Consider the following 21,859-nt stretch of genomic DNA (forward strand, 5'->3'; position numbering starts at 1 on the left):
GAGCTTCAGATTCCCCGCAACGAGCCTAGTACCTGGAGATCGCCTTGAGCGTGCTCGCGCGGACGGAAGAGATCCTCAGCCTGGCCAGGAGTCGAACGCCCGCGGACCGGGAGCGACTGCTGCTGGCGGTCGTGGAGCTGTGTGATGTGGCCGAGAGCGCCCAGGTCATGTCCGCTCCGGCGGTTCAGGATCTGCTCAATTCGATCTTCATGAGCCTGGTGGTGGAGGCCGAACGGGACATCCGCCGCCGCCTGGCCGAGAAGCTGGCCCACGTGGACTGGGCGCCGGCCGCCCTGATCAACGTCCTGGCCCTCGACGACATCGAGATCGCCCGCCCCATCATCGCTTCGAGCCCCCTTCTGGACGACCAGGATCTGGTTCGCCTGCTGATCGAGGCCACCATCGAGCATCAGATCGAGGTGGCGCGCCGTCCGGGGCTCGCATCCCCGGTGGTCTCGGCCATCTTGCAACAGGGCGAGCCCGCCGTCCTCACGGCGCTCGCCGGCAATGTCCAGACGGCGCTGGGACCTGAGGACATGGCCCTGCTGGTGAAGGCCGCGCGCCGGGTGGCGGCGCTGCGCTCTCCCCTGGTGCGTCGGCCTGAGCTGACCGATGATCTGGCCCTGCAGCTCTATGTCTGGGTCGGCCAGGCCCTGCGCCAGGCCCTCACCACCCGATTTCGCCTCGACCCCGCGGCGCTGGAGGCCGCCCTTGGCCAGGCGGTGGGCGAGACCCATGCCGGCGCGCCCGGCGCCGACCCAACCGCCGACGCCATCGTCTGGGAGCAGGACGGCGAACGCGAGGAGATGGAGCGGCGTCTGATCTCCAAGCTGGTGGCCGCCGGTCAGCTGCGCCCGGGCTACCTGCTTCGCGCTCTGCGGGAGGGAAAACTATCTCTGTTCGCCGGCGCCCTGGCGACGCTGGGCGACTTTCCGCCCGACATGGTGCGGCGCGCCCTGGACGGCGAGCAACCCGAACATCTGGCCCTGGCCTGCGCGGCCGTGGGGATCGACCGCAGCGCCTTTCCCACCATTCTGGAGTTGGTCCGCGAACTCAATGGCGGCCAGCCCGGCGGCGGCGGCGAAGGGACCCGTCGCGCCCTGGCGGCCTTTGGTCCCTTCGCCCCGGACCTGGCTGCCATGGCCTTCCGACGCACCATGACTCCAAAGGCCGGCTGAGCCGCCCGTTCCTGTTGCAAGATCGGGGTTTGACAAGCACGGCCCCCTGCACGCTTTTGGCGGCCCATGTTCCGAGCCGAACCCTTTGTGACCCGGGTGGCCTTCGCCGCCAGCGACCGGCCTGAGGCCCAGGACGCCCTGAAGGCGCTCACCGCACGCTATGGCCAAGTGCCGCAGGACCAGGCCCAGGTGATCGTCGCCCTGGGGGGTGACGGCTTCATGCTCGAGACCCTGCACGGCAATATGGGGGCGCCCAAGCCGATCTACGGGATGAACCGGGGATCAGTGGGCTTCCTGATGAACGAGTACAGCCCCGACGACCTGCTCGACCGGATCAACGCCGCCGAGCGGGCCCTGATTCACCCCCTGAGCATGGTGGCGGTGGATTCCCGCCGCCGCCAGCATCGGGCGCTGGCGATCAATGAGGTGTCCCTGCTTCGCCAGACCCGCCAGACGGCCAAGCTGCGCATTTCAGTGGACGGCAAGGTTCGCCTCAATGAGCTGTCCTGCGATGGCGCCCTGGTGGCCACGCCGGCCGGCTCCACGGCCTACAATCTCTCAGCCCATGGCCCGATCATCCCCCTCGACGCCAAGGTGATGGCCCTGACCCCGATCAGCGCCTTTCGACCCCGTCGCTGGCGCGGCGCGCTTTTGTCGCACTCCGCCCGCGTGAGCTTCGAGATCCTGGAAGCCGACAAGCGGCCCGTGAGCGCGGTGGCCGACAATTTCGAAGTTCGTGACGTGCTAGAAGTGCATGTGGCGGAGAACCGCGACATCAGCCTGGTGATGCTGTTTGACGCAGGTCGAAGCCTCGAAGAACGGGTTCTGGCCGAGCAGTTCTCGGCCTAGTTGAGAAAGCCGCCTATCCTCCGACGCTTTCGTCACATGCATAGCGAGACTTAGCGCGCAATCGCCTCATTCGTTGTTAAGCTATCCTGCCTAGAATCGTTGGCAATCATCCCAAAAGGAGATGGCAGTGAGTCAGCAGAATACGGGTCAGGTGATCCAGGTCCCCAATACGCTTCGCCTGAAGGTCGGGGGACGTTTCGGCGCGGTCGACGCCAGCGCGATCGCCAAGGCTGAAGCTGCGCTCAAGAGCCTCTCAGGCAATTTCGCCGCCTGGCTGCAGGATGAGGTCACCAAGCTGGAGGCCGCCCGTCAGCAGGTGAAAACAGACGGCGCCACGCCTGAGACCCTGGAAACCCTCTATCTGCGGGCCCACGACCTCAAGGGCCTCGGCGCCACCTACGAATTCCCGCTGATCACCCGCATGGCCGGTTCGCTGTGCAAGCTGATCGACGACAAGGACAAGCGCATGGAAGCGCCGATGGTCCTGATCGACGCCCATATCGACGGCATCAAGGCCGCGGTCCGCGACGGCATCAAGACCGACGACCATCCGGTGGGCAAGATCCTGGTCGAAGAGCTCGAGCGCCGGGTGTCAGCCTCGGGCCTCGTCTGAGGACCTTCCTCCAAACCCCTACATTCCTGGGATAAACGGCTCACTGACCGCGCCATAACCGGCGCTCTCAGGCAGGACTAATCGCCGGCCGTCGGGGCCCTCGTGGATTTCCGGCTGCACGGTCACCAGAGGCCGCGCCCGGGCCTGATCGATGGCCGCCGTCGCGCTGGCCGCCCGGGCCAGCCGTTGCAGGTTCATCCGGGTCGGAAAGACCAGTTTCCGGATCCCCCGCTCGGCCGCGCCGAGCGCCTCGTTGGGCGCGTACCAGCAGGCGTCCACCGTCTCGCGCCCATCGCACACCGCCAGCTGGTCGGCCGGCGCATGGGCGACATAGAACCAGGTGTCGAAACGCTTCGGCGTCACCGGCGGGGTGATCCAGCGCGCGAAGACGGTCAGCGCCGACAGGTCCAGCTGCGCGCCTGCCGCCCGCACCACATCCAAAAACGGCGTCTCGCCCCGATCCACCGACTTGCGCAGCTCAAGGGGCGCAGGCTCGACCTCGAGCGGGCCGCCATCGGCCCGGCGGGCCAGCAACAGACCGGCCTCCTCGAACACCTCACGGATGGCCGCGATCCGCAGGCCAGACTGATCCGCGCCATGCTCGACCCAGCCGAGGGCGTGTTCGCGCCAGGCCTCATCATGGTCGCCAGGGCTGGACTTGCCGCCTGGAAAGACCAGCGCCCCTGAGGCGAAGTCGATCTGATGGTGCCGCTCGACCATCAGCACCTCAAAGGCGGGGTCGTCGCGGATCAGGAGCAGGGTCGAGGCCGGACGCACCAGGCCGCCCGCGGGATCATGGGTCATGGGCGATATCTGAGCCCGGCGCACCCATTCGCCAAGGAAAAGCTCGGATCAGGCCGACTGCAACGCCGGCGCAGCGCGCTCGGCCATCCGGTCCATGCGATCGAGGAGATAGTCGGCGTCCTCTCGGGCGCCCACATGGGGCTGGGTGAGGAAGCGTTCGAGCATCTTCTTCTGGAACTTGTCGCGGTCCCGGGCGCCGCCCTCAAATTCCATGGCGTGGAAGGTGTCCACCCCGGCTCGGAAGGCCGGCAGCAGGCGGGCGGGCATGCCGGCGCGCTCATAGATGGCCTTCAACCCCAGGGGGCCAGCGTCATGGATCATCAGCCAGGTGCGGTGGTGTGGCACCCCGGCCAGTTCGGCCAGGCCCCACTCGAAGAAGGCCATATGACCGTGGGCCAGGGCGCGCAGAAGCAGGGATGGCGTCAGGCGCTCGTTGCGGTGCAGGTGGGCGACGAAGGCCTTGAGGTCGGCGGCGCGGCCGGCCTGGTCCACCAGATCCAGCGTCGCCCGCTCCTTGGCGCCGGTGGCGATCTGCAGGGCCAGCTCCGGTGAGACCGGATGATGGGCCAGCAGGTGGTCGCGGACCTGATCGCCCACCAGGTCGATGAGCTTCTCGGTGACCGACAGCGGCAGGGTCTGACGGTAGGCGACCGCCGCCAGCACCCGCTCCGACCGCTCGAAGCGGGCCAGAACATTCATCAGGGTCTGGTCGGCGAAATCGGCGTTGTCGTTGGAGCAGGCGACCTCCACGGCGCGCTCCACCCCGGTCTCCACGATGACGTCAGTCAGGCGGCGCGACAGGCGTGGCCGCTTGGCGATGGCCACCTGGCGGACCGGTCCGCCGAGACGGACGATCTCGACCAGCTCCTCATCGGTGAAGACCGGCGAGAAGCTCAGAATCGGCTGACAGACGCTCTCCACATCCCTGGCCAGCTTCAGAGCCACGTCGTGGGGAATGAGCGGCGAACTCTTTAGGGTTACCGCCAGGGCCCGGCGCACCAGCTCGGCGGCGTCCTGGGCCATGACCCGCAGGATGTCCTGGGCCAGGACCTGTTCTTCGGGCGTCAAAGGCAGGGTGTCGATGCGCCGGCACAGCTTGTGCGCCACCAATGCCCGCTCGTCCGGGGTCGCGCCCTTCACCAGGGTGCGTATGTCATCCTCGGTGAGCGCCGCCCGCGTCGTGGTCATGTGCCCCTCCCCTGCGCCGGGACTCCCGCCCCGTCTCATGACAATGGTCGATTAGGCTTAACGGACGGTTTCGCACCCGCCTGTGGATTAACGCTGTTGCGTAACCCCCCGCCAACCCTGACCCACTACCTTCGCGGGCGTCACCGCAAAGGACCAAGCCCGTGTCATCCAACGATTCTGCTCGGTTCGCCCCACGCGGCGGCGCATCTGTGGCGCAACAGGCCCTGGACGCCCAGGCCGCGCTGCTGCCCTACGCGCTGGTGGCCTTCGTCGTCAGCATGCCGGTCTTCGTCTGGGCCGGCTCCTATGCCGACAACGCCGCCTGGATGACCGCCAGCTTCGCCCTGTTCGCCATGGCCTGCGGCGCGACCTACGCCGCCGTCAGCTGGCTGCGCACCCCGGGCGCGGAAGATCTGCGGGCCCGCTCGCGGGTCCATATTGTCACAGGCCTGGTCTGGGCCGGCTGTGTGGCCCAGGTCGCCGCCTTCGCCGACGGCGCGGGCCCCATGCGTGAGACCCTGCTGCTGATGGCCACGGCCGCGGCGGTGATCTGCATCTTCTTCACCGCGCCTTGGCTGCCCAGCCTGCTGGTGGTGGGCGCGGCCGCCGCCGCCGGTCCGCTGATCGCCCTGTTCGCCAGTCCGCACAGTCAGAACGCCGCCACCCTGGCCTGGGGCGGCGTGGCCCTGGCCTTCGCCCTCGCCCTGATGCTCAACCGGGTGCTGCGCCGGCAGTTCGCCATGGCCGCCGAGCGCGAGGTGCTGATCGCCGAGCGGGCGGGCAAGGTCGAGGAGGCCAGCCGGCTGGCCCAGTCCAAGTCCGACCTCGTCGCCACTCTCAGCCACGAAATCCGCAACGGCCTGACCGGGGTGTCCCACGTCCTGGCCGCCGCCGCCGGGCGCAATGGTCGGGCCGCCCCATCGCGGGAGCAGCTGTCGGCGGCCCTGGACGCGGTCAGCGATCTGATCGCGGTACTCAACACCACCCTGGACTCAGAGACCGCCGAGGCTGGTCGTCTGGCGGTTGACGTCCGGCCACTGGACGCGCCGGGCCTCGTCCGCGACTTGATGCTGCTGAACCGCCCCCATGCGGGCGCCAAAGGTCTGGAGCTCAGCGTCTATGTGGCCCCTGAACTGGCCGCAGGCCCCGGCGCGGCCCTGGGTGATCCGGCCCGGGTGCGGCAGATCCTCGCCAACCTGGTCGGCAACGCCATCAAGTTCACCGTCCGCGGCCGGGTGGAGGCGCGGCTCAGCCTGACGCCAGAGGGCCGCGTGCTCATCGAGATCGCCGACACCGGCCCAGGCCTGTCGGACGGCGAACTCGCCCAGGCCTTCGAGGCCTTCCACCGGGTGGAGCGTACGAGCGCAGGTGTGCCGGGCGCCGGCCTTGGCCTGTCCCTCTCGCGGCAGCTCGCCCGGCTCATGAACGGGGAGCTGACCGCCACCAGCGCCCCTGGGGTGGGCAGTTGTTTCGGCCTGATCCTGCCCTTCGACCCCCTGGCCGCCGCCCCTCTGGATCTCACCTTCGAAGCGCCCGACGAGGCGCCCGCCGAGGGGCGCACGCTGCGGATTCTCATGGCTGAGGACGACAGCCTGAACGCCGCCATGATGCGCGCGGTGCTGGAGCAGCTGGGCCACCAGGTGGTCCACGCCCAGGACGGCCGTCGGGCGGTGGACCTTGCCCGGGTCTGCGAGTTCGACCTGGCCCTGATAGATGGCCGGATGCCTGGCCTTGACGGGCCGGAGGCCACCGCCGCCATCCGCGCCCTCGACGCCCCGGCCTGCGACCTGCCGATCATTGCGGTGATCGGCGGCGATGCCGGCGAGGCCCTGGAATGCACCCGGGCCGGCGCCGATGCGGTGCTGCGCAAGCCGGTCAGCGTCACCGCCGTGGCCCGGGCCGTGGCCGACGCCACCGCCGCCTCCCGCCGGAGCCTCGCCCGCAAGATCGCCTGACGCAGGGTCACCGCGCAGAACGCCTTTCCCCCTTCGCCGGCCCCGGTCAGTATGGCGCCAACAGGGAGCTGCGCCGGTCAAGGCGCGGCCACAGGCGGAGGACGGAGCGCTCGTGATACTCAAGGGTTTGAAGGTGGTGGAGTTCGCCACCTATATCGCCGCGCCCGGCGCCGCCGGCATCCTGGGGGACTGGGGCGCCGAGGTGATCAAGATCGAGCGGCCGGGCGGCGACGACATGCGGCACGTCTTCGCCGACGCCAAGAGCGACCTGGGCGCCAACCCCACCTTCGAGATGGACAACCGGGGCAAGCGCTCCATCGTCCTGGACATCGGCAAGCCCGAGGGGCGCGAGGCCGTGGCGAAGCTGGCGGCCGGCGCCGACGTCTTCATCACCAATGTCCGGCCAGCCTCCCTGAAGCGCGCGGGCCTGGATGAGGCCAGCCTGCGCCCGGCCAATCCGCGGCTGATCTATGCCCTCGTCACCGGCTACGGCATGGAAGGACCCGACGCCCACAAGCCCGGCTTCGACGTCACCGCCTTCTGGTCCCGCGCCGGGGTGGCGCGGATGACCACGCCCAAGGGGGAAGACCCCTTCCTGCTGCGCACCGGCTTTGGCGACCACATCACGTCGCTGGCCACCACCTCGGCCATCCTGGCGGCCCTCTATGAGCGCGAGCAGACGGGCGTCGGGCGCATGGTGCAGACCTCCCTGCTGGCCACGGGGACCTATACGGTAGGCTCGGACCTGGCGGTGCAGCTGCGCTTTGGCCGGCTGTCGTCCAACCGCTCGCGGCGCGAGCCGCTCAACCCCCTGGCCAACTTCTTCCAGAGCGCCGAGGGCCGCTGGTTCGTGACCAACCCCCGGGGCGGATCGGTGGACTGGGCGGTCATGGCCAAGGCCGCCGGCCGGCCAGACCTGCTGGAGGATCCGCGGTTCGCTTCGGGCCGCCTGCGCAAGGACAACACCGCGGCCCTGACCGCCGAGTTCGACCAGGCCTTCGGCGCCCTGGCGTGGGACGAGGTCACCGCCCGGCTGGACGCCGCCGATCTGGTCTGGGCGCCGGTGCAGACGCCGGCCGAGGTGGCCGCTGATCCGCAGGTCCGCGCCTCCGGCGCACTGGTGCAGGTGGAAAACGCGCAAGGCGGCTTTGGAGACTCGCCGGCCGCGCCGGCTCAGTTCCCCGGCGTCGATCTCAGCCGAAGGCCGCCGCCCCCTGGCCTCGGCCAGCACACCCGAGAGGTTCTGGCGGAACTGGGCTACGGGGCTGAGGCGATCGATGCGATGCTGCAGGCGGGCGCGGCGGTCGCCTAGTTTCAGCTCGTCTGGGGCTGGGAGCAATCACTTGGCATGGCGGCCGAACAACCGAATGCCTGTGTCGCGGAGGTCGTCGAGGGTCTGTCCGTCACTTGGCCGGATGTGGGGCTCGACAGGGGCGACTTCAGTTGGACATCGAGCCAGCGGCGCCCCGTCTTCCTCAGACAGGGCATTAAAGCCGCCAGCGGCATTCCTGCGAAGCAGCCAAGTGGTCTCGCGTGCGACGTGATAGGTATGCTGAACCGTCAACACCCTGACTCTCTTGGCGGAGAGGGCGCCGTCGATGATCCGTTTCACGCGCAAGTCCACGAACCAGGGCCAGGACACAATAATGCAGTCGACGCCGCAGCCGGGTATCTCGCTAGGTATTTGATCAGTGGCTCGAGCTCGGACCTTAGCGTCATAGCATGCAACTTCGGCCACTACGGCGGAGGGAGCCGCTAGCCCCATCACAATGGCGGCGGCCAAGGTCGGCTTCGGGATCATAACCCCAGGCTAAGCCTGCAAAAGTTGACCGTCACCAATTTGTCTGCGCCGCCTAGCTATCGTCGCGGGCCTCGGACAGCATGCGCAGCATTTCGGTGGAGAACAGCGAGCCGCCGAGCCTCTGACCCACGCCGGCGCCTTCGGCAGGCTGAGAGCCGCGCAGGATGAAGTCCACCAGGACCTCCTGCTCGCGCATGGCCTCGGCGCGGCGGGCCGAGGCATATTGGATGAAGCCGGTGTCCTGCGGGGCGCTTTCCCGGGGCCCGACCGCCTGTCCAGCCCCGCCGGTGCGGGTGAGATTGGCGTAGACCTCCGCCACCGTGGCCGGGCGACCGCCCTTGTAGAAGATCGACCGATTAGCCCGGGCGGCTTCAGGGAACAGCGACGCCGCACTGGCGCCAGGCTGCGAGCGGGTGGCTTCAATCAGCTTGGCTGAACCATGCGGACCCAGGAAGTGGGCGGCGTAGAGTTCGCCGGCGGTGGGCGTGCGCCCAACCCGCCCCTTGAGGTAGGCGGCGTGGTCCGAGGTCAGTTCGCCGGCCATCAGAGAGGCGGCGTGAGGGTCGAAGCGCAGGTCCATGACCGTCTTGCGCGCCTCGGCGCCGGCGACCCGGTAGCGGCCGTCTGACCCCTTCTGGATCAGGTCGGCGTAGCGGGCGTAGCCGTACTTGGAGCCATGCTGCTTCAACGTCGCCAGCCAGGTCTGCTCGACAAACTGAAAGAGCCCTGCGGCCGAGGAGGTCTTGGCCTTGGCGGTGGGATTGTAGCCGCTCTCCCGGTGGGCGGTGCCCATTAGGAAGGTGAAATCCACCCCCGTCGCGCTGGACGCGCGCTGGATGGCGGTTTCGACCACACCTCTGAGACCCTGGACGGACATGGTTCCTGAATGGCGCACACATGGTTAACGGCCCGCTAACCACGTTCGCCGAGGCGTCTCAGGTGGCGAAGCGTCGCGGATTCAGCCGCGCGGCCCAGGGGCCCGGCGCCTCGCCCAGCGCCAGGGCCGCGACCATCGCCCCGACCAGGGGCGCGAGCAGCCAACCATTGCGCCGGGCCCCGCAGGCCAGGATGACCCCAGGGTTGGCGGAGAGGCCGACCAGGGGGAGACCGTCCGGGGTGGCGGCCCGCACGCCCGCCGCCGCCGTCCAGGCCCGGCCGATCAGCCCAGGAAAGACTGCTTCGGCCTGGACGGCGAGGCCAGCGGCCACCTCCAGATCAACGCCTTCGCGGCCCTCCCCCACCTCCATCGTGGCGCCAACCAGCAGGCCATGGCGCGACGGGGCGGCATAGGCGCCCGGCCCCCGCAGGACCGGGCCCTGATAGTCGAGGGCGCCATAACGCAGGATGTGCCCCCGGATTGGCGTGAGGGCCGCCAGCTCCGGGGCGGCGTCCAGGAAATCGCGAGAGGCGCCGGTGGCCACCACCAGCAGGTCTTGCTCGCCAGGTCTCAGCGGCTCGGAAACGAGCGTGACCCCCAGACCCTGGGCGGCCTGGATCAGGAGGCGCAGATCCGCTGCGTCGGCCCGCCAGTCGCCGGGAACCCTCAGGCCGCCCCAGCCGCGCGCTCCTTTTCCCGCCAGGGCGGGGGCGGCGGCGGTATCCGCAGCAGGCAGGGAGACCCCCAATTCCGCAGCCGCCGCGCTAAGGGCCGATCGCCGCGCATCATCGCCGACGAGAACGGCGCCGGACCTGTCCAGCTCAAGGCCATGGGTGGCGGCGAAGTCAGACCATAGGTCCTGGGCGGCCATCAGAAGGTCAAGGTGGGGCGCGACTGTGGGATCGGTCAGGGCTTCGCTGAGCGGCGCCAGCATCCCTGCGGCCACAGCGGAGGCGTTGGACTGGTCCAGCCCTGGGTCATGCACGGTGACCACCGCCCCGGCCCGGGCGAGCGACAGGGCGCTGGCCAGTCCGAAGACGCCGGCGCCGGCCACGGCGACTCTCAAAGGGGAGCTCATGCGGCTAACGACCCATCTGGGGGCGGAAAATCAAGCGGAACCGGCGGCTATCACTCCGGGTTGCAGCAGTCCCGCACGGAGGTTCAGCCCATGGCCGAAGCGCTCTCCCTGACCGTTCCCAAGCCGATCGATGACCTGGCGCATGATGTTCTGCGGCTGGCCTGCGACCGGGACCTCAAGCTCGCCACGGCGGAGAGCTGCACCGGCGGGCTGCTCGCTTCCCTGCTCACCGACATTCCCGGCTGCAGCCACGCCTTCGAGCGGGGCTTCGTCGTCTATACGGATGCGGCGAAACACGAACTGCTGGGGGTGCGCCAGTCGATTCTCGACATCGAAGGAGCCGTCTCGGAGGCCGCCGCCCTGGCGCTGGCCCAGGGGGCGCTGGATCGGTCTCAGGCCGACGTGGTCGCCGCCATCACCGGCTTTACGGACGCCGGCCCCTCGCCGGAGGAAGAGGCCGGACTGGTTCACTTCGCCAGCGCCCGCCGGGGCTCAAGTCCACGCCACCTACGGATGCGGTTTGGCGAAATCGGCCGGGCCAGGGTGCGCCAGGCGGCTCTCGAGACCGCGCTGCGCATGATGCGTGAGGATATCCTGGCCGTCTGACGGTTCAGCGCCGTCCGAACAGCAGCTCCAGCCCCTGGATCACATCCTCCATGAGCTCGTCGGCGCGATCGGCGTCGGAGGCCCGCAGAGAGGCGGCCCCATGGCCGCAGGCCCAGACCGCCCAGGCGATCTTGTCGATCTGATCGGCGTCCTTGCGGGCCGGCAGGGCCACGGCGACGGCGGCCTGGAGCACGGCGAAACAACGGGTCCTGGCCTGTTCAACGCCCGGATGGGTCGCCACCGCAGGATCGAACATCAGCCCGAACATGGCGCTGTCGGTCTTCGAATAGGCGAAATAGGCCCGGGCCAGGGTGCGGATCCGCGTGCCCTCCACCGCGGAGTCCTGGGCGGCCGTGAGACGGCGCTCCAGCTCCTGGAACCCGGCGGCGGCCAGTTCGGCCAGGAGCTCAGCCTTGCCGGAATAGTGATGATAGACCGAGCCTGCGGCGATGCCGGCGCGTCCGGCCAGGGTGCGAAGGTTCAGCTGGGCGACGCCCCCCTCCTCCACGATGGCGCGGGCCTCCTCGAGCAGCTGCGCCCGGAGGTTTCCCACATGATAGCGCCGACGGGCGGCGACGTCGGACCAGGCCATACGGCTCCCAACCCTGGTGTTACGCAAAACCCTCGCTCACCAATGATTGAGCCGGACAACCGAAGCGAAGTCCAGGGGCCGGACCTGCGGCGGTTTGGAACCCGCCTGGAGGCGCGGCGTTTTGCTGTGACTTGCAGAACTGGATGAAGGACGATGGCCCAGGCGATCCGGAACGACACCTATCACAGCGGCGAGCAGGACGGTCGTGGGCGCTGGCCGGTTCGGCGCAGCGTCATCTTCGTGCTGACCGCCTCGGCGCTCCTTTGGATGCTGATCCTGGCGCCGGCCGCCGCGCTTTAAAGCCTGCTGGTCAGGTGATGCAGGACGATGCCGCTGGTGGTGGCGACGTTCAGCGAGTCGAAGCCGCCGGCCATAGGAATGCGCAAGGTTGCGCAGCGACTCAGGATGTCGGGCGGCAATCCCGGCCCCTCGGCCCCAAACACCACAGCCGTCCGCTTCGCCGGGCGATAGTCCTTGAGGTCCTGTCGCCCAGAAGGGCTTAGGGCGACCACCTCGAACCCCGCCTCCTCCAACAGCGCCACCAGATCGTCGGCTGGCCCCAGCCTGGCGTAGGGCATGATGAGCGCTGCGCCGACGGAGACCCGCAGCGCCTTGCGGTACAGCGGATCACAGCAGGTCGGATCGAGAAGGACGGCGTCCAGGCCAAAGGCTGCGGCGTTGCGGAACAGCCCCCCCATATTGTCGTGGTTGCCGATGCCATGGACCACGGCGACCCGCGCCTGGGGAGCAAGGGCTTCGATCAGACGGCTCGCACTCGGTATCGCCCGCCGCCGACCAAGGCCCAGCAGACCCCGGTGGATCGGGAAACCGACGATGGCGTCCATGACACGCTGCTCAGCCACATAGACCGGCGCGGCCGGACCGTTCGCGCCGATCAGTTCGGCCAGGCGATCCGCCCGATCTGCGGCCGCCAGCAGGGCCACCGGCTCGCAGAGGGACGAGGTCAGCAGATGCCGCAACACCACCTCGCCTTCGGCCACAAACAGGCCCCGGCGTCCCACCAGATCCCGCTCGCGGACGTCCAGGAACGGCTCCACCCGGGGATCGGCGGGGTCCGAGATGACCGTGAAAGACGGCGGCAAGCGGCGCTCCTCAAGTTGCGGCGAAGAATCCCGCCCTGGGCGAACAGGAAAAGTTGACGCCGGCGTCATCTTTAGCCTATCGTGGGTCAAAATCTGGAGGATTCCCATGGCTGACGGTACGGTTGATATTCTGAAGGACGCGCGGGCCAAGGCCTACGCCACCCCCCTTGATCAGCTCAATCCGGCTCAGCCTGAGCTGTTCCAGGCCAACGCCATGTGGCCGATCTTCGAGCGGCTGCGGAAGGAAGACCCGGTCCACTTCACCGCCGAGAGCGAGTACGGGCCGTACTGGTCGATCACCAAGTACAACGACATCATGGCGGTGGACACCAACCACCAGGTCTTCTCCTCCGAGCCCGGCATCACCATCGCCGACCAGGATGGGGAAGAAGGTCCGCTGCCGATGTTCATCGCCATGGACCCGCCCAAGCACGACGTCCAGCGCAAGACCGTCAGCCCCGCCGTCTCGCCGATGAACCTGGCGATCCTCGAGCCCCTGATCCGCGAGCGCGCCGCCAAGATCCTCGACAGCCTGCCGATCGGCGAGGAGTTCGACTGGGTCGACAAGGTGTCGATGGAACTCACGGCCATGACCCTGGCCACCCTGTTCGACATGCCGCAGGAAGACCGCCGCAAGCTGACCTACTGGTCCGACGTGGTCACCGCGGTGCCCGGCCATGGGCTGATCGACACCCTCGAAGAGAAGATGCAGATCTTCATCGAGTACCATGGCTACTTCACTGAGCTGTGGAACCAGCGGGTCAATGCGGAGCCGGCCGGCGACCTGATCTCCATGCTGGCCCATGGCCCTGAGACCCGGAACATGACCCCCCGGGAGTATTTCGGGAACATCGTGCTGCTGACCGTCGGCGGCAACGACACCACCCGCAACACCATCACCGGCAGCCTGTATGCGCTGAACCAGAACCCCGACCAGTACGCCAAGCTGCGGGCCAATCCCGAGCTGATCCCGTCCATGGTCTCGGAGACCATCCGCTGGCAGACCCCGCTGGCCCACATGCGTCGCCGCGCCACCCAGGACTTCGAAATGGGCGGCAAGACCATCAAGAAGGGCGACAAGGTCGTCATGTGGTACGTCTCGGGCAACCGCGACGACGAGGTCATCCACAACCCCGACAGCTACATCATCGACCGCGAGCGTCCGCGTCAGCACATCTCCTTCGGCTTCGGCATCCACCGCTGCGTGGGCAACCGCCTGGCCGAGCTGCAGCTGAAGATCATCTGGGAAGAGATCATGAAGCGCTTCCCCGACATCCAGGTGGTGGAAGAGCCCAAGCGCGTCTTCTCGACCTTCGTGAAGGGCTATGAATCCATGAAGGTGGTCATCCCCTCGCGCCTCTAGTCAGCGCCCGTCTCCAGCGGACGTCCGAAGCCCCGTCGCCCCTCCAGGCGGCGGGGCTTTTGCTTTGGCGGGGCCGCCGGCAGGCGGTATGCGAAGGCCATGAAGCCCTGGATCTGCCTCGACACCGCCCAAATGCCCGACGGGGGCGGCGAACTGCGCCTGATGCGCCGCGACGTCGAATTCTCCATCATGGCCGGGTCCATCGAGCTGATGAACAGCCGGCTCAGCGGATCGGAAGAAGCGCTGGCGACGCTGGCCTGGGACCGGCTGGCCGGGCGCGCGGCCCCACGGGTGCTGATCGGGGGCCTCGGCATGGGCTTCACCCTGCGCGCCGCCCTGGCCGTCCTGCCAACGGACGCCCAGGTTTCGGTGGCCGAGCTGGTTCCTGAGGTGGTCGCCTGGGCTCGCGGCCCTCTGAGCGAGGTCTTTCAGGGTTGCCTGGATGATCCCCGCGTCAACATACACACCGGCGACGTCGGCCCCCTGATCGACGCGGCGCCGGCTGCCTGGGACGCCATCCTGCTGGATGTGGACAATGGCCCCGAAGGCCTAACGCGGCGGGCCAACGACGGCCTCTATGACCTGCCTGGCCTCGCCCGCGCCCGGGCCGCCCTGCGCCCCGGCGGCGTTCTGGCCGTCTGGTCCTCCGCCCCGGACGAGGGCTTCACCCGCCGGATGAAGCGCACCGGGCTGGCGACCGAGGTGGTCAAGGTCCCGGCGCGCAAGGGCGGCCGTGGCGCCCGCCACGTGATCTGGCTCGGCGTGCGGGGCTAGGGGTCGGGGAAAAAAGAAATACGGCTCCAAGGCGACTTAATGCTGCACCGCAGCATTACCTCTCTGTACGCTACCGCCAACAGGAACCGCTATGCCGAGCCTCGCAGACACCACCGCCATGCTTAAGCGCGCCAGACTGGTCGCCGCCGGGACATCCCGGCGCGGGGCTGACCGCCCGCGACGGATGGTGGAGACGACAGCCTTTGGGACAAACCCCGGCGGCCTGCGGATGTTGAGCTACACGCCGCAGGGCCTGCCCAGTGACGCCCCGCTGGTCGTGGTCCTGCACGGCTGCACCCAGGGCGCCGAAGCCTTCGCGCAAGACTCTGGCTGGCTCACCCTCGCCGATCGCTTCGGGTTCGCCGTGGTGGCCCCCGAGCAGGTCTCCGGCAACAATCCCAACCGCTGTTTCAACTGGTTCTCCCCGTCCGATATCACCCGAGGCGGGGGAGAAGCCGCCTCGATCGCCGCCATGACAGCCCATGCGACGGCCAGGTTCGAGGCCGACGCCGGTCGGGTGTTCGTCTCTGGGCTGTCGGCCGGAGGGGCCATGGCCGCGGTGATGCTGGCGACCTATCCCGATGTCTTCGCTGGCGGGGCCATTGTCGCTGGCCTGCCCTATGGCGTCGCCACCAGCGTCGGCGAGGCTCTGCAGGTCATGCGGCGGTCTGACGATCGGGACGCCGCGGCCCTGGCCGCCCTCGTGCTCGGGGCCGGCCCCCAGGGCGACCGGACGCCTCGGGTATCCATCTGGCAGGGGGCCGCAGACTCCACCGTGACTCCCGCCAACGCCGAGGCGCTCGTCCGCCAGTGGGCCGGGACGCTGGGGCTGGCCGTTGAGCCCGACGAAACCCTGTCCCTGGCTGGTCGCAGCCAGGCCATCTGGCGTTCACCCCAGAACGGCGTGGTCCTGTTGGAGCGCCATCTGATCGATGACCTCGGCCATGGGACGCCGCTTGCGACGGGCGGACCGGAAGGCGTCGGCGCGACGGCTCCCTACATGCTTGAAGCCGGCGTCTCCGCCGCCCTGGAGAGTCTCCGCTTCTGGGGGCTGGCCCCTGATGCGGCAGCAGCGGCGTCGGACGCCACAGCCGCGCCCACGCCCACGCCTGAGGCCAAACACGAGGGGGTGGGCGAAATGGTCATGCGGTCGGTTTCAGGCCACGTCCCTGCCTCTGTGCAGGCGGTGATCGCCAAGGCCTTGAGAAGCGCGGGTCTCATGGGCTGAGGCGAGGCCCCTCTATCTGGGGCCGATCTCAAGCCCGCCGGGGCCAATCTCCACGTCGTTCTCCAACGGGTCGCCTTCGTCCGGCAGTTCGGGAATGTCCAGGCCCGGTCGCCCCCCGGCCGGCAGTTCACTGGGCTGGGTCGGGGGCTGGCCATCAGGGTCGGGCAGGATTTCAGGATCAGGCATGGCGCTCTCCAGTGGTCAGTCGCCAGGTGCAACGCCAGCCACGCCCCATGCGATCCCTCCTGACCTCGGGGCTGAACCTTGGCCCGGCTTCGGGGTTTAGCCGGGATGAAATCGCTAGGCCTCCTCCCCTCCGCCCTCATCGGCGCCGTCGCCAGCGCCCGGTCGATGACCCCCATGGCCACCCTGGCGACGGCCAGGCTCGCCGGCCGTCGCACGCCCGGCGCCCTGGTCCTGCTGGACCATCCGCTGTTCAAGTTCGGCGCCCTGGCCATGGGGGTGGGCGAACTCTTCGGCGACAAGATGAAGTCGGCGCCTGACCGGACGGTCTTCCTCGGGTTGCTGGCCCGGGTGATGAGCGCTGGCATCGCGGGCGCGGCCCTGGCGCCTCGGGGGCGCGAACGGGCTGGCGCGGCGGTGGCCGTGACTACGGTGGTCCCCCTGGCCTATCTGACCCTGGCCGGCCGCAAGCGGGCCATGGCGAAGATGGGCCAGACCCCCAGCGGCCTGCTGGAGGACGCCCTGATCGTCGCCGCCGGCGCCGCCGTGGTGGCCCTGACCGTCAATCGGCGGTGAACCCTAGCCCAGATTGCGGCCGAACAGGGTGATCAGCCGCTCCCAGTGGCGCTCGGCGGCCGCCTTGTCATAGGCCGCCCGCTGGGGGAAGGCGAAGCCGTGGGACGTGCCCGGATAGAGTTCGACCTCGGTGGGCGCCTCGCGGGTCTCCAGGGCCTCGGCCAAGGCGCGCACGGTCTCCAGAGGCGCCCAGCGGTCGGTCTCGGCGCAGGCGAAATAGAGCTCGGCCTCGGTCTTGTGGGCGACCTTGTGGGGACTGTCGTCGCGATCGGTGACCAGATAGGTGCCGTAGAGCGAGGCCGCCGCGGCGATCCTCTCAGGATGTCGGGCCGCGGCGTTGATCGAGAACTGACCGCTCATGCAGTAGCCGAGGCAGCCGGCGGGGCCTTCGCCCGCCGCCGGATCCTGATCTGCAAACGCCAGCAGGACGTCTGAGTCGGCCATGACCATAGGGATGGTCAGGCCGTTCATCAGGTCGACCATCCGGGTCCGGGTCGCCTCGTCATTCAGGTCGCCGATCTCAAGTACGCCGGCCCGGTGATAGAGGTTGGGCAGCATGACGTAGTAGCCGACCGTGGCCAGGCGCCGGGCCATGTCGCGCAACTCCTCACGGATGGCCGGGGCGTCCATGAAGAACAGGATCACCGGATGAGGCCCACCCCGTTCGGGATGGACCACGAAGGTGGTCATGGGGCCGTCCGGAGTCGCGATCTCGTGGGTCTGTTCGATCATGGCGGAGCTCCGAGGGGGATGTTGACCCTGACCTGCCTCAGGCCTGGCCGATGTCCTTCAGCTTCGCCTGCAGGGACATCTTGTCAATCGAGGCGAGCGGAAGGTTCACGAACAGGCGAATGCGGTTCCCCAGCAGCCGGGCGGCTTCGGCGAAGGCGGCTGCGATTTCAGCCTCGGTCCCTTCCACAGCGGCGGGGTCTTCGACGCCCCAATGGGCTGAAATGGGCTGGCCCGGCCAGATGGGGCAGACCTCGCCGGCGGCGTTGTCACAGACGGTGAAAATGAAATCGAGCCGGGGCGCGTCTGGGGTGGCGAACTCGTCCCAGCTTTTGGATCGAAAGTCCTCCAGGCCAAATCCGCGGGCCTCAATGATCGGCCGGACATGGGGGTTCACCCGGCCCGTGGGCATGGAGCCCGCGGAAAAGGCCTTGAACCGCCCCGCCCCTTCCTTGTTCAGGATCGCTTCGGAGATCACCGAGCGTGCGGAATTGCCGGTGCAGAGAAACAGGACGTTGTAGGTCTTCTCAGTCATGCGCGCGGTCCCGTAGCCAAGGTTGGTTTCGATGGTTCCGGGATATAGGAAATTTCACGCGCTTTGAAGCCGCCAGTTCCGTTCTCTTGAGGCCCGATGTCTGATCTTCCCGCCCTTCAGTCACAGTTTCTTCCGCCCCCGCAGATCGAGCAGCTGGAGCCTGGGCGGCGGGCCTCCCATCCGCCGCGCATCCTGCTGCTCTATGGCTCGCTGAGAGAGCGCTCCTACAGCCGTCTGGCCACTGAAGAGGCCGCGCGCATCCTGCAGCGACTGGGCGCCGAGACCCGGACCTTCGATCCTGCCGGCCTGCCCCTTCCCGACTCCGTCTCCCCCGACCATCCGAAGGTCCAGGAACTGCGCGCCCTGTCCCTGTGGTCTGAGGGCCAGGTGTGGTGCAGCCCTGAGCGGCACGGGACCATTACCGGGATCATGAAGGCGCAGATCGACTGGATTCCGCTGGAGGTCGGCAGCGTCAGGCCCACCCAGGGCCGCACCCTTGCGGTCATGCAGGTCAGCGGCGGGTCGCAGTCGTTCAACGCGGTCAACGCGCTGCGCCTGCTGGGACGGTGGATGCGGATGATCACCATCCCCAACCAGTCGTCCGTCGCCAAGGCCTATGAGGAGTTCGACGAGGCCGGCCGGATGAAGCCCTCGCCCTATTACGACCGGATCGTCGATGTGATGGAGGAGCTGATGAAGTTCACCCTGCTGACCCGCGACCGGGCCGACTATCTGGTGGATCGCTACAGCGAGCGGAAGGCTGAAGGTCGTGAGACGGCCGGCCAGCAGCTTGGGGCCGGCGCCATGTCGCATGGGGCGACGCCAGCCAGCCCTTGAGTTCGCCCGGCTCGTCCTAGGACTGCGGGCTAAGCGCGACGTTCATCGCCTCGACCAGACGCGCGACCTCGATGGGTTTGGCCACCACCTGGTCCATGCCTGAGGCCACATATTCGGCCACCTGATGGCTGAGCGCATTGGCCGTCAGGGCGATGATCGGCGTGCGGGACAGGCCCAGACGCGCCTCCTCCGTGCGGATCAGTCGGGTCGCCTCGATCCCGTCCATGACCGGCATCTGGGCGTCCATCAGGATCAGGTCCCATGGCTCCTGCCGCCAGGCCTCCAGGGCCTGAGCGCCATCTCCGACGAAGCGCGGCTGTACGCCCAGCTGGCCGAGCAGCGTGCTCAGCACCAGCTGATTGACCTGATTGTCTTCCGCCGCCAGGACCCGCAGGGTCTCACCGAGGGCCTCAGGGGCGGCCTTGCGCGCCTGGCGCTGCGAAACGATTGCGTCGGCTGACCCCCTGGCCAACGGCAGGGTGACCACAAAGGTCGAGCCGACCCCAGGCTCGCTCGACAGCGATAGTTCGCCCGACATCAGCCGGACCAGCTCCCGGCAGATGCTCAGGCCCAGGCCCGTGCCGCCGAAATGACGTGTGGTCGAGCTGTCGGCCTGGACGAAGGAGTCGAAGATCAGCGCCTGACGGTCCTTGGCGATTCCGACACCCGTGTCGGCGACGCTGGCGACCAGGCCGGCTGGCCCGTAGTCCAGGCCGATGACAACCTTGCCGCTGGCGGTGAACTTCAGCGCGTTGGACACCAGATTGGACAGCACCTGGCGCACGCGCCCGGGGTCGCCGCGCAATGGGCCGGCGACGGCCGGCGTCGCCTCGACCCGCAGGGCTAGACCCTTGGCGGCGGCGAGAGAGGCGAAGGTTTCCCGGACCCCGTTGGCCAGCACCGCCGGATCGAAGTCGATCTCTTCCAGCTCAACCTTGCCGGCATTGATCTTGGAGAGATCGAGCACGTCATTGACGATGGCGAGCAGGCTCTCACTGGATCGGCAGATGACCTCAAGTCGCTTGCGCTGCTCGGCCGGGAGGTCATCGCGGGCCATGGCCTGGGCCATGCCGTAGATGCCGTTCAACGGGGTGCGGATCTCGTGGCTGACCGTCGCGAGGAACAGGCTCTTGGCCTCGTTGGCGGACTCCGCGGCCTGGCGCGCCTCGATCAGCTCCAGTTCGTTGCGCTTTTCCTGGTCCATGTTGCGCACCGCGCCGACCGCGCCGATCACCTCGCCGACCTCGTCGCGGACGGCTTCAGCGACGCTCTCGACCCAGCGCATACCGCCATCCTGGCGGACATGCCGATGGACAATATGGAGCGGCGGCCCGCCGGCCAGATGCTGGTCCCAGGCGGCCATGGCCCCGGGCAGATCCTCCGGATGGACGGGCGCCCAGAGCTGCGCCATAGCCGTGTCGTAATCGACCACATCGCGGCGCTGCTGCTCGCTGACCGCTTCGCGGCGGACATGGTCCAGTTCCCAGACGCGAATCCTGGCGATGCGCATAGCCGCCCTGAGCCGCCGCTCGGAGCGGGCGGAGTCCTCAAGGGCGGCGGCCAGTTCATTGGCCATCTTCACCCGGGCGTAGTCGTCGCCCAGAAGGGAGGCCAGGGACTGAAAGTGACGCACCGTCCGATCGACGCGGGGGCGGGCCTGTCCATCGATGGCGATCAGGGCGCCCAGGACCTTGCCGTCGCTGAGGATCGGGACGCCAAGGAAGGCCGTCATATCCGGGCCCGCAGCGAGGTTCAGCGTCCTCGCCTGGGGATCGGTCTCGAAATCCTCGATCCAGAGGGGCGCGGCCGTGGCGATGACATGCCGGCTGGGAAAGCGCCTGTTGGTGTCGCCCTTGAAGGGTTGGGTGCGGGAATGGCGGCGGCCCTCACGCCAGACCACATCGGCGCCCAGGCCCCCATAGACCGCATGGGCGAGCCTGACCACGCGCTCAGCGGTGGATCGCACCGCCTCTAGCGGAACGGAAGGATGGACCACGCGCCGCCCTCAACTGTGATTTCAGACCCGCATCCTAACGGTCGGGGAATTAATCCCTCCCGCCCAAGGCGGCGCTCCAGGGTGCGGCGGGACGCCGCACCCTGCACAACATGGGTATCAGAAATTCACCCGGCTGGAGATGGCGCCGTCCACCAGCATGTTGATACCCGTGGTGAAGGCCGACCGGGGGCTGGCCAGGAAGACGGTGGCGGCGGCGACCTCCTCTGGCGTCGCCATGCGGCCAGTGGGGTTGCGCTTGATCATGGCCTCGAAGAAGCCGGGGGCATTGGCCTTCACATTGCCCCACACGCCGCCCTCGAAGAACACGGTGCCCGGCGACACTACATTGCAGCGCACGCCCTTGGCCGCGCCTTCCTTGGCCACGCCCTTGGCATAGTGGATGAGGGCGGCCTTCATGGCGCCATAGGCCGAGGGGCCGCTGGCTTCAGCGGCCGACACTGATGAGGTGATGATGAAGGCCGCGTCGCCGCCTGCTGCGGCAGCCTTCTCCAGATGGGGTTTGGCTGCCTGATAGGTGCGGACCGCGCCCAGCATGTCGATCTCGAACATGGACCGCCAGTCGGCCTCCGAGCCGCCATTGACCAGGGCGCTGGCGTTGGAGATCAGGATGTCGAGACCGCCCAGCGCCTGGGCGGCGTCTTCCACAAAGCCGGTGATGGCCGGGCCATCGGCGATATCCACCGCCCGGCCCCAGGCCTTGACGCCCTTGGCCTCCAGGGCATTGACCGCCGCGTCGACACCGTCCTGGCCCCGGGCGCAGACCGCCACATCGCAGCCTTCGTCGGCCAGGAGTTCGGCGATCGACCAGCCGATGCCACGGCTGGCGCCGGTGACCACGGCCTTCTTGCCCTTCAACTGCAGATCCATTGTCGTCTCCTGTCCCGGTTTGCTTTGGCCGACAGTTACCACGGGCCAAGGGCCGCCGATCAAGGGCCGGTCGGCGCAGGCTGACGGATTCCTGATCAATGTTCTC

General features: G+C 68.4%; 23 protein-coding genes. 12 read left to right on the forward strand and 11 right to left on the reverse strand.

Annotation, left to right across the window (positions count from 1 at the left end):
- The first annotated feature begins 50 nt into the window (after nucleotides 1-50).
- From Q8N19_RS09950 to Q8N19_RS09960, 3 genes are all read left to right on the forward strand, one after another.
- Nucleotides 51-1,178: a DUF2336 domain-containing protein gene (locus Q8N19_RS09950; protein ID WP_371133831.1), complete on the forward strand. Its 1,128-nt coding sequence runs from the start codon at nucleotides 51-53 to the stop codon at nucleotides 1,176-1,178.
- A gap of 66 nt (nucleotides 1,179-1,244) precedes the next feature.
- Nucleotides 1,245-2,027, forward strand: a complete 783-nt coding sequence (locus tag Q8N19_RS09955) for an NAD kinase (RefSeq protein WP_305590224.1) — start codon at nucleotides 1,245-1,247, stop codon at nucleotides 2,025-2,027.
- A 121-nt stretch (nucleotides 2,028-2,148) separates the two neighbouring features.
- Nucleotides 2,149-2,640, forward strand: coding sequence for an Hpt domain-containing protein (locus Q8N19_RS09960; RefSeq protein WP_371133826.1), 492 nt, complete (start codon nucleotides 2,149-2,151; stop codon nucleotides 2,638-2,640).
- Between the two features lie 18 nt (nucleotides 2,641-2,658).
- On the opposite strand, the gene Q8N19_RS09965 is transcribed toward Q8N19_RS09960, so the two are convergent.
- Complete coding sequence (locus Q8N19_RS09965; protein ID WP_305590227.1) at nucleotides 2,659-3,444, reverse strand: NUDIX hydrolase; 786 nt, start codon at nucleotides 3,442-3,444, stop codon at nucleotides 2,659-2,661.
- A gap of 48 nt (nucleotides 3,445-3,492) precedes the next feature.
- Nucleotides 3,493-4,632, reverse strand: a complete 1,140-nt coding sequence (locus Q8N19_RS09970) for a DUF2336 domain-containing protein (protein WP_305590229.1) — start codon at nucleotides 4,630-4,632, stop codon at nucleotides 3,493-3,495.
- A 161-nt stretch (nucleotides 4,633-4,793) separates the two neighbouring features.
- Here Q8N19_RS09970 and Q8N19_RS09975 point away from each other — a divergent pair, with 161 nt between their 5' ends.
- The gene (locus Q8N19_RS09975) at nucleotides 4,794-6,587 is read left to right on the forward strand and encodes an ATP-binding protein (protein WP_305590230.1); all 1,794 of its coding nucleotides are present in this window, start codon (nucleotides 4,794-4,796) and stop codon (nucleotides 6,585-6,587) included.
- A 112-nt stretch (nucleotides 6,588-6,699) separates the two neighbouring features.
- Nucleotides 6,700-7,899 (forward strand): CaiB/BaiF CoA-transferase family protein, encoded by a 1,200-nt coding sequence (locus Q8N19_RS09980; RefSeq protein ID WP_305590232.1) that lies wholly within the window; start codon nucleotides 6,700-6,702, stop codon nucleotides 7,897-7,899.
- Nucleotides 7,900-8,440: 541 nt separating this feature from the next.
- On the opposite strand, the gene Q8N19_RS09985 is transcribed toward Q8N19_RS09980, so the two are convergent.
- Both Q8N19_RS09985 and Q8N19_RS09990 read right to left on the reverse strand, forming a co-directional pair.
- A complete protein-coding gene (locus tag Q8N19_RS09985) occupies nucleotides 8,441-9,265 on the reverse strand; it encodes a transglycosylase SLT domain-containing protein (RefSeq protein WP_305590234.1) in 825 nt (274 codons plus the stop codon).
- A 58-nt stretch (nucleotides 9,266-9,323) separates the two neighbouring features.
- Nucleotides 9,324-10,331 (reverse strand): FAD-binding oxidoreductase, encoded by a 1,008-nt coding sequence (locus Q8N19_RS09990; protein WP_305590236.1) that lies wholly within the window; start codon nucleotides 10,329-10,331, stop codon nucleotides 9,324-9,326.
- A 102-nt stretch (nucleotides 10,332-10,433) separates the two neighbouring features.
- On the opposite strand from Q8N19_RS09990, the gene Q8N19_RS09995 reads away from it, so the two are divergent.
- The gene (locus Q8N19_RS09995) at nucleotides 10,434-10,949 is read left to right on the forward strand and encodes a CinA family protein (RefSeq protein WP_305590237.1); all 516 of its coding nucleotides are present in this window, start codon (nucleotides 10,434-10,436) and stop codon (nucleotides 10,947-10,949) included.
- Between the two features lie 4 nt (nucleotides 10,950-10,953).
- On the opposite strand, the gene Q8N19_RS10000 is transcribed toward Q8N19_RS09995, so the two are convergent.
- Complete coding sequence (locus Q8N19_RS10000) at nucleotides 10,954-11,541, reverse strand: TetR/AcrR family transcriptional regulator (RefSeq protein ID WP_305590239.1); 588 nt, start codon at nucleotides 11,539-11,541, stop codon at nucleotides 10,954-10,956.
- A gap of 153 nt (nucleotides 11,542-11,694) precedes the next feature.
- On the opposite strand from Q8N19_RS10000, the gene Q8N19_RS10005 reads away from it, so the two are divergent.
- On the forward strand, nucleotides 11,695-11,841 hold the full coding sequence (locus tag Q8N19_RS10005; RefSeq protein ID WP_305590241.1) for a hypothetical protein: 147 nt from the start codon (nucleotides 11,695-11,697) through the stop codon (nucleotides 11,839-11,841).
- Here the strand turns inward: Q8N19_RS10005 and Q8N19_RS10010 are convergent.
- Nucleotides 11,838-12,644 carry an RNA methyltransferase gene (locus tag Q8N19_RS10010; RefSeq protein WP_305590243.1) on the reverse strand — a complete coding sequence of 269 codons (807 nt, stop codon included), beginning with the start codon at nucleotides 12,642-12,644 and terminating at the stop codon, nucleotides 11,838-11,840. The genes Q8N19_RS10005 and Q8N19_RS10010 overlap by 4 nt on opposite strands.
- A gap of 106 nt (nucleotides 12,645-12,750) precedes the next feature.
- Between Q8N19_RS10010 and Q8N19_RS10015 the strand changes: the two genes are divergently transcribed.
- From Q8N19_RS10015 to Q8N19_RS10025, 3 genes are all read left to right on the forward strand, one after another.
- Nucleotides 12,751-14,007, forward strand: coding sequence for a cytochrome P450 (locus Q8N19_RS10015; protein ID WP_305590245.1), 1,257 nt, complete (start codon nucleotides 12,751-12,753; stop codon nucleotides 14,005-14,007).
- Between the two features lie 99 nt (nucleotides 14,008-14,106).
- Nucleotides 14,107-14,781 carry a spermidine synthase gene (locus Q8N19_RS10020; RefSeq protein ID WP_305590247.1) on the forward strand — a complete coding sequence of 225 codons (675 nt, stop codon included), beginning with the start codon at nucleotides 14,107-14,109 and terminating at the stop codon, nucleotides 14,779-14,781.
- 91 nt (nucleotides 14,782-14,872) lie between these two features.
- Nucleotides 14,873-16,009: a PHB depolymerase family esterase gene (locus Q8N19_RS10025; RefSeq protein WP_305590249.1), complete on the forward strand. Its 1,137-nt coding sequence runs from the start codon at nucleotides 14,873-14,875 to the stop codon at nucleotides 16,007-16,009.
- A gap of 12 nt (nucleotides 16,010-16,021) precedes the next feature.
- On the opposite strand, the gene Q8N19_RS10030 is transcribed toward Q8N19_RS10025, so the two are convergent.
- Nucleotides 16,022-16,195, reverse strand: a complete 174-nt coding sequence (locus Q8N19_RS10030) for a hypothetical protein (RefSeq protein WP_305590251.1) — start codon at nucleotides 16,193-16,195, stop codon at nucleotides 16,022-16,024.
- A 105-nt stretch (nucleotides 16,196-16,300) separates the two neighbouring features.
- On the opposite strand from Q8N19_RS10030, the gene Q8N19_RS10035 reads away from it, so the two are divergent.
- Nucleotides 16,301-16,768: a hypothetical protein gene (locus Q8N19_RS10035; protein ID WP_305590253.1), complete on the forward strand. Its 468-nt coding sequence runs from the start codon at nucleotides 16,301-16,303 to the stop codon at nucleotides 16,766-16,768.
- Between the two features lie 3 nt (nucleotides 16,769-16,771).
- Here Q8N19_RS10035 and Q8N19_RS10040 read toward each other — a convergent pair whose 3' ends face one another.
- Both Q8N19_RS10040 and Q8N19_RS10045 read right to left on the reverse strand, forming a co-directional pair.
- A complete protein-coding gene (locus Q8N19_RS10040) occupies nucleotides 16,772-17,500 on the reverse strand; it encodes a dienelactone hydrolase family protein (RefSeq protein WP_305590255.1) in 729 nt (242 codons plus the stop codon).
- A 37-nt stretch (nucleotides 17,501-17,537) separates the two neighbouring features.
- On the reverse strand, nucleotides 17,538-18,032 hold the full coding sequence (locus Q8N19_RS10045; RefSeq protein WP_305590257.1) for an arsenate reductase ArsC: 495 nt from the start codon (nucleotides 18,030-18,032) through the stop codon (nucleotides 17,538-17,540).
- 96 nt (nucleotides 18,033-18,128) lie between these two features.
- Here Q8N19_RS10045 and arsH point away from each other — a divergent pair, with 96 nt between their 5' ends.
- The gene (gene arsH, locus Q8N19_RS10050) at nucleotides 18,129-18,869 is read left to right on the forward strand and encodes an arsenical resistance protein ArsH (protein ID WP_305590259.1); all 741 of its coding nucleotides are present in this window, start codon (nucleotides 18,129-18,131) and stop codon (nucleotides 18,867-18,869) included.
- Between the two features lie 16 nt (nucleotides 18,870-18,885).
- Here arsH and Q8N19_RS10055 read toward each other — a convergent pair whose 3' ends face one another.
- The gene (locus Q8N19_RS10055) at nucleotides 18,886-20,865 is read right to left on the reverse strand and encodes an ATP-binding protein (RefSeq protein WP_305590261.1); all 1,980 of its coding nucleotides are present in this window, start codon (nucleotides 20,863-20,865) and stop codon (nucleotides 18,886-18,888) included.
- Nucleotides 20,866-20,982: 117 nt separating this feature from the next.
- Nucleotides 20,983-21,753 carry an SDR family NAD(P)-dependent oxidoreductase gene (locus Q8N19_RS10060; protein ID WP_305590263.1) on the reverse strand — a complete coding sequence of 257 codons (771 nt, stop codon included), beginning with the start codon at nucleotides 21,751-21,753 and terminating at the stop codon, nucleotides 20,983-20,985.
- Nucleotides 21,754-21,859: the final 106 nt, after the last annotated feature.

The sequence above is a fragment of the Phenylobacterium sp. genome, assembly GCF_030693405.1.
Taxonomy (GTDB): domain Bacteria; phylum Pseudomonadota; class Alphaproteobacteria; order Caulobacterales; family Caulobacteraceae; genus Phenylobacterium.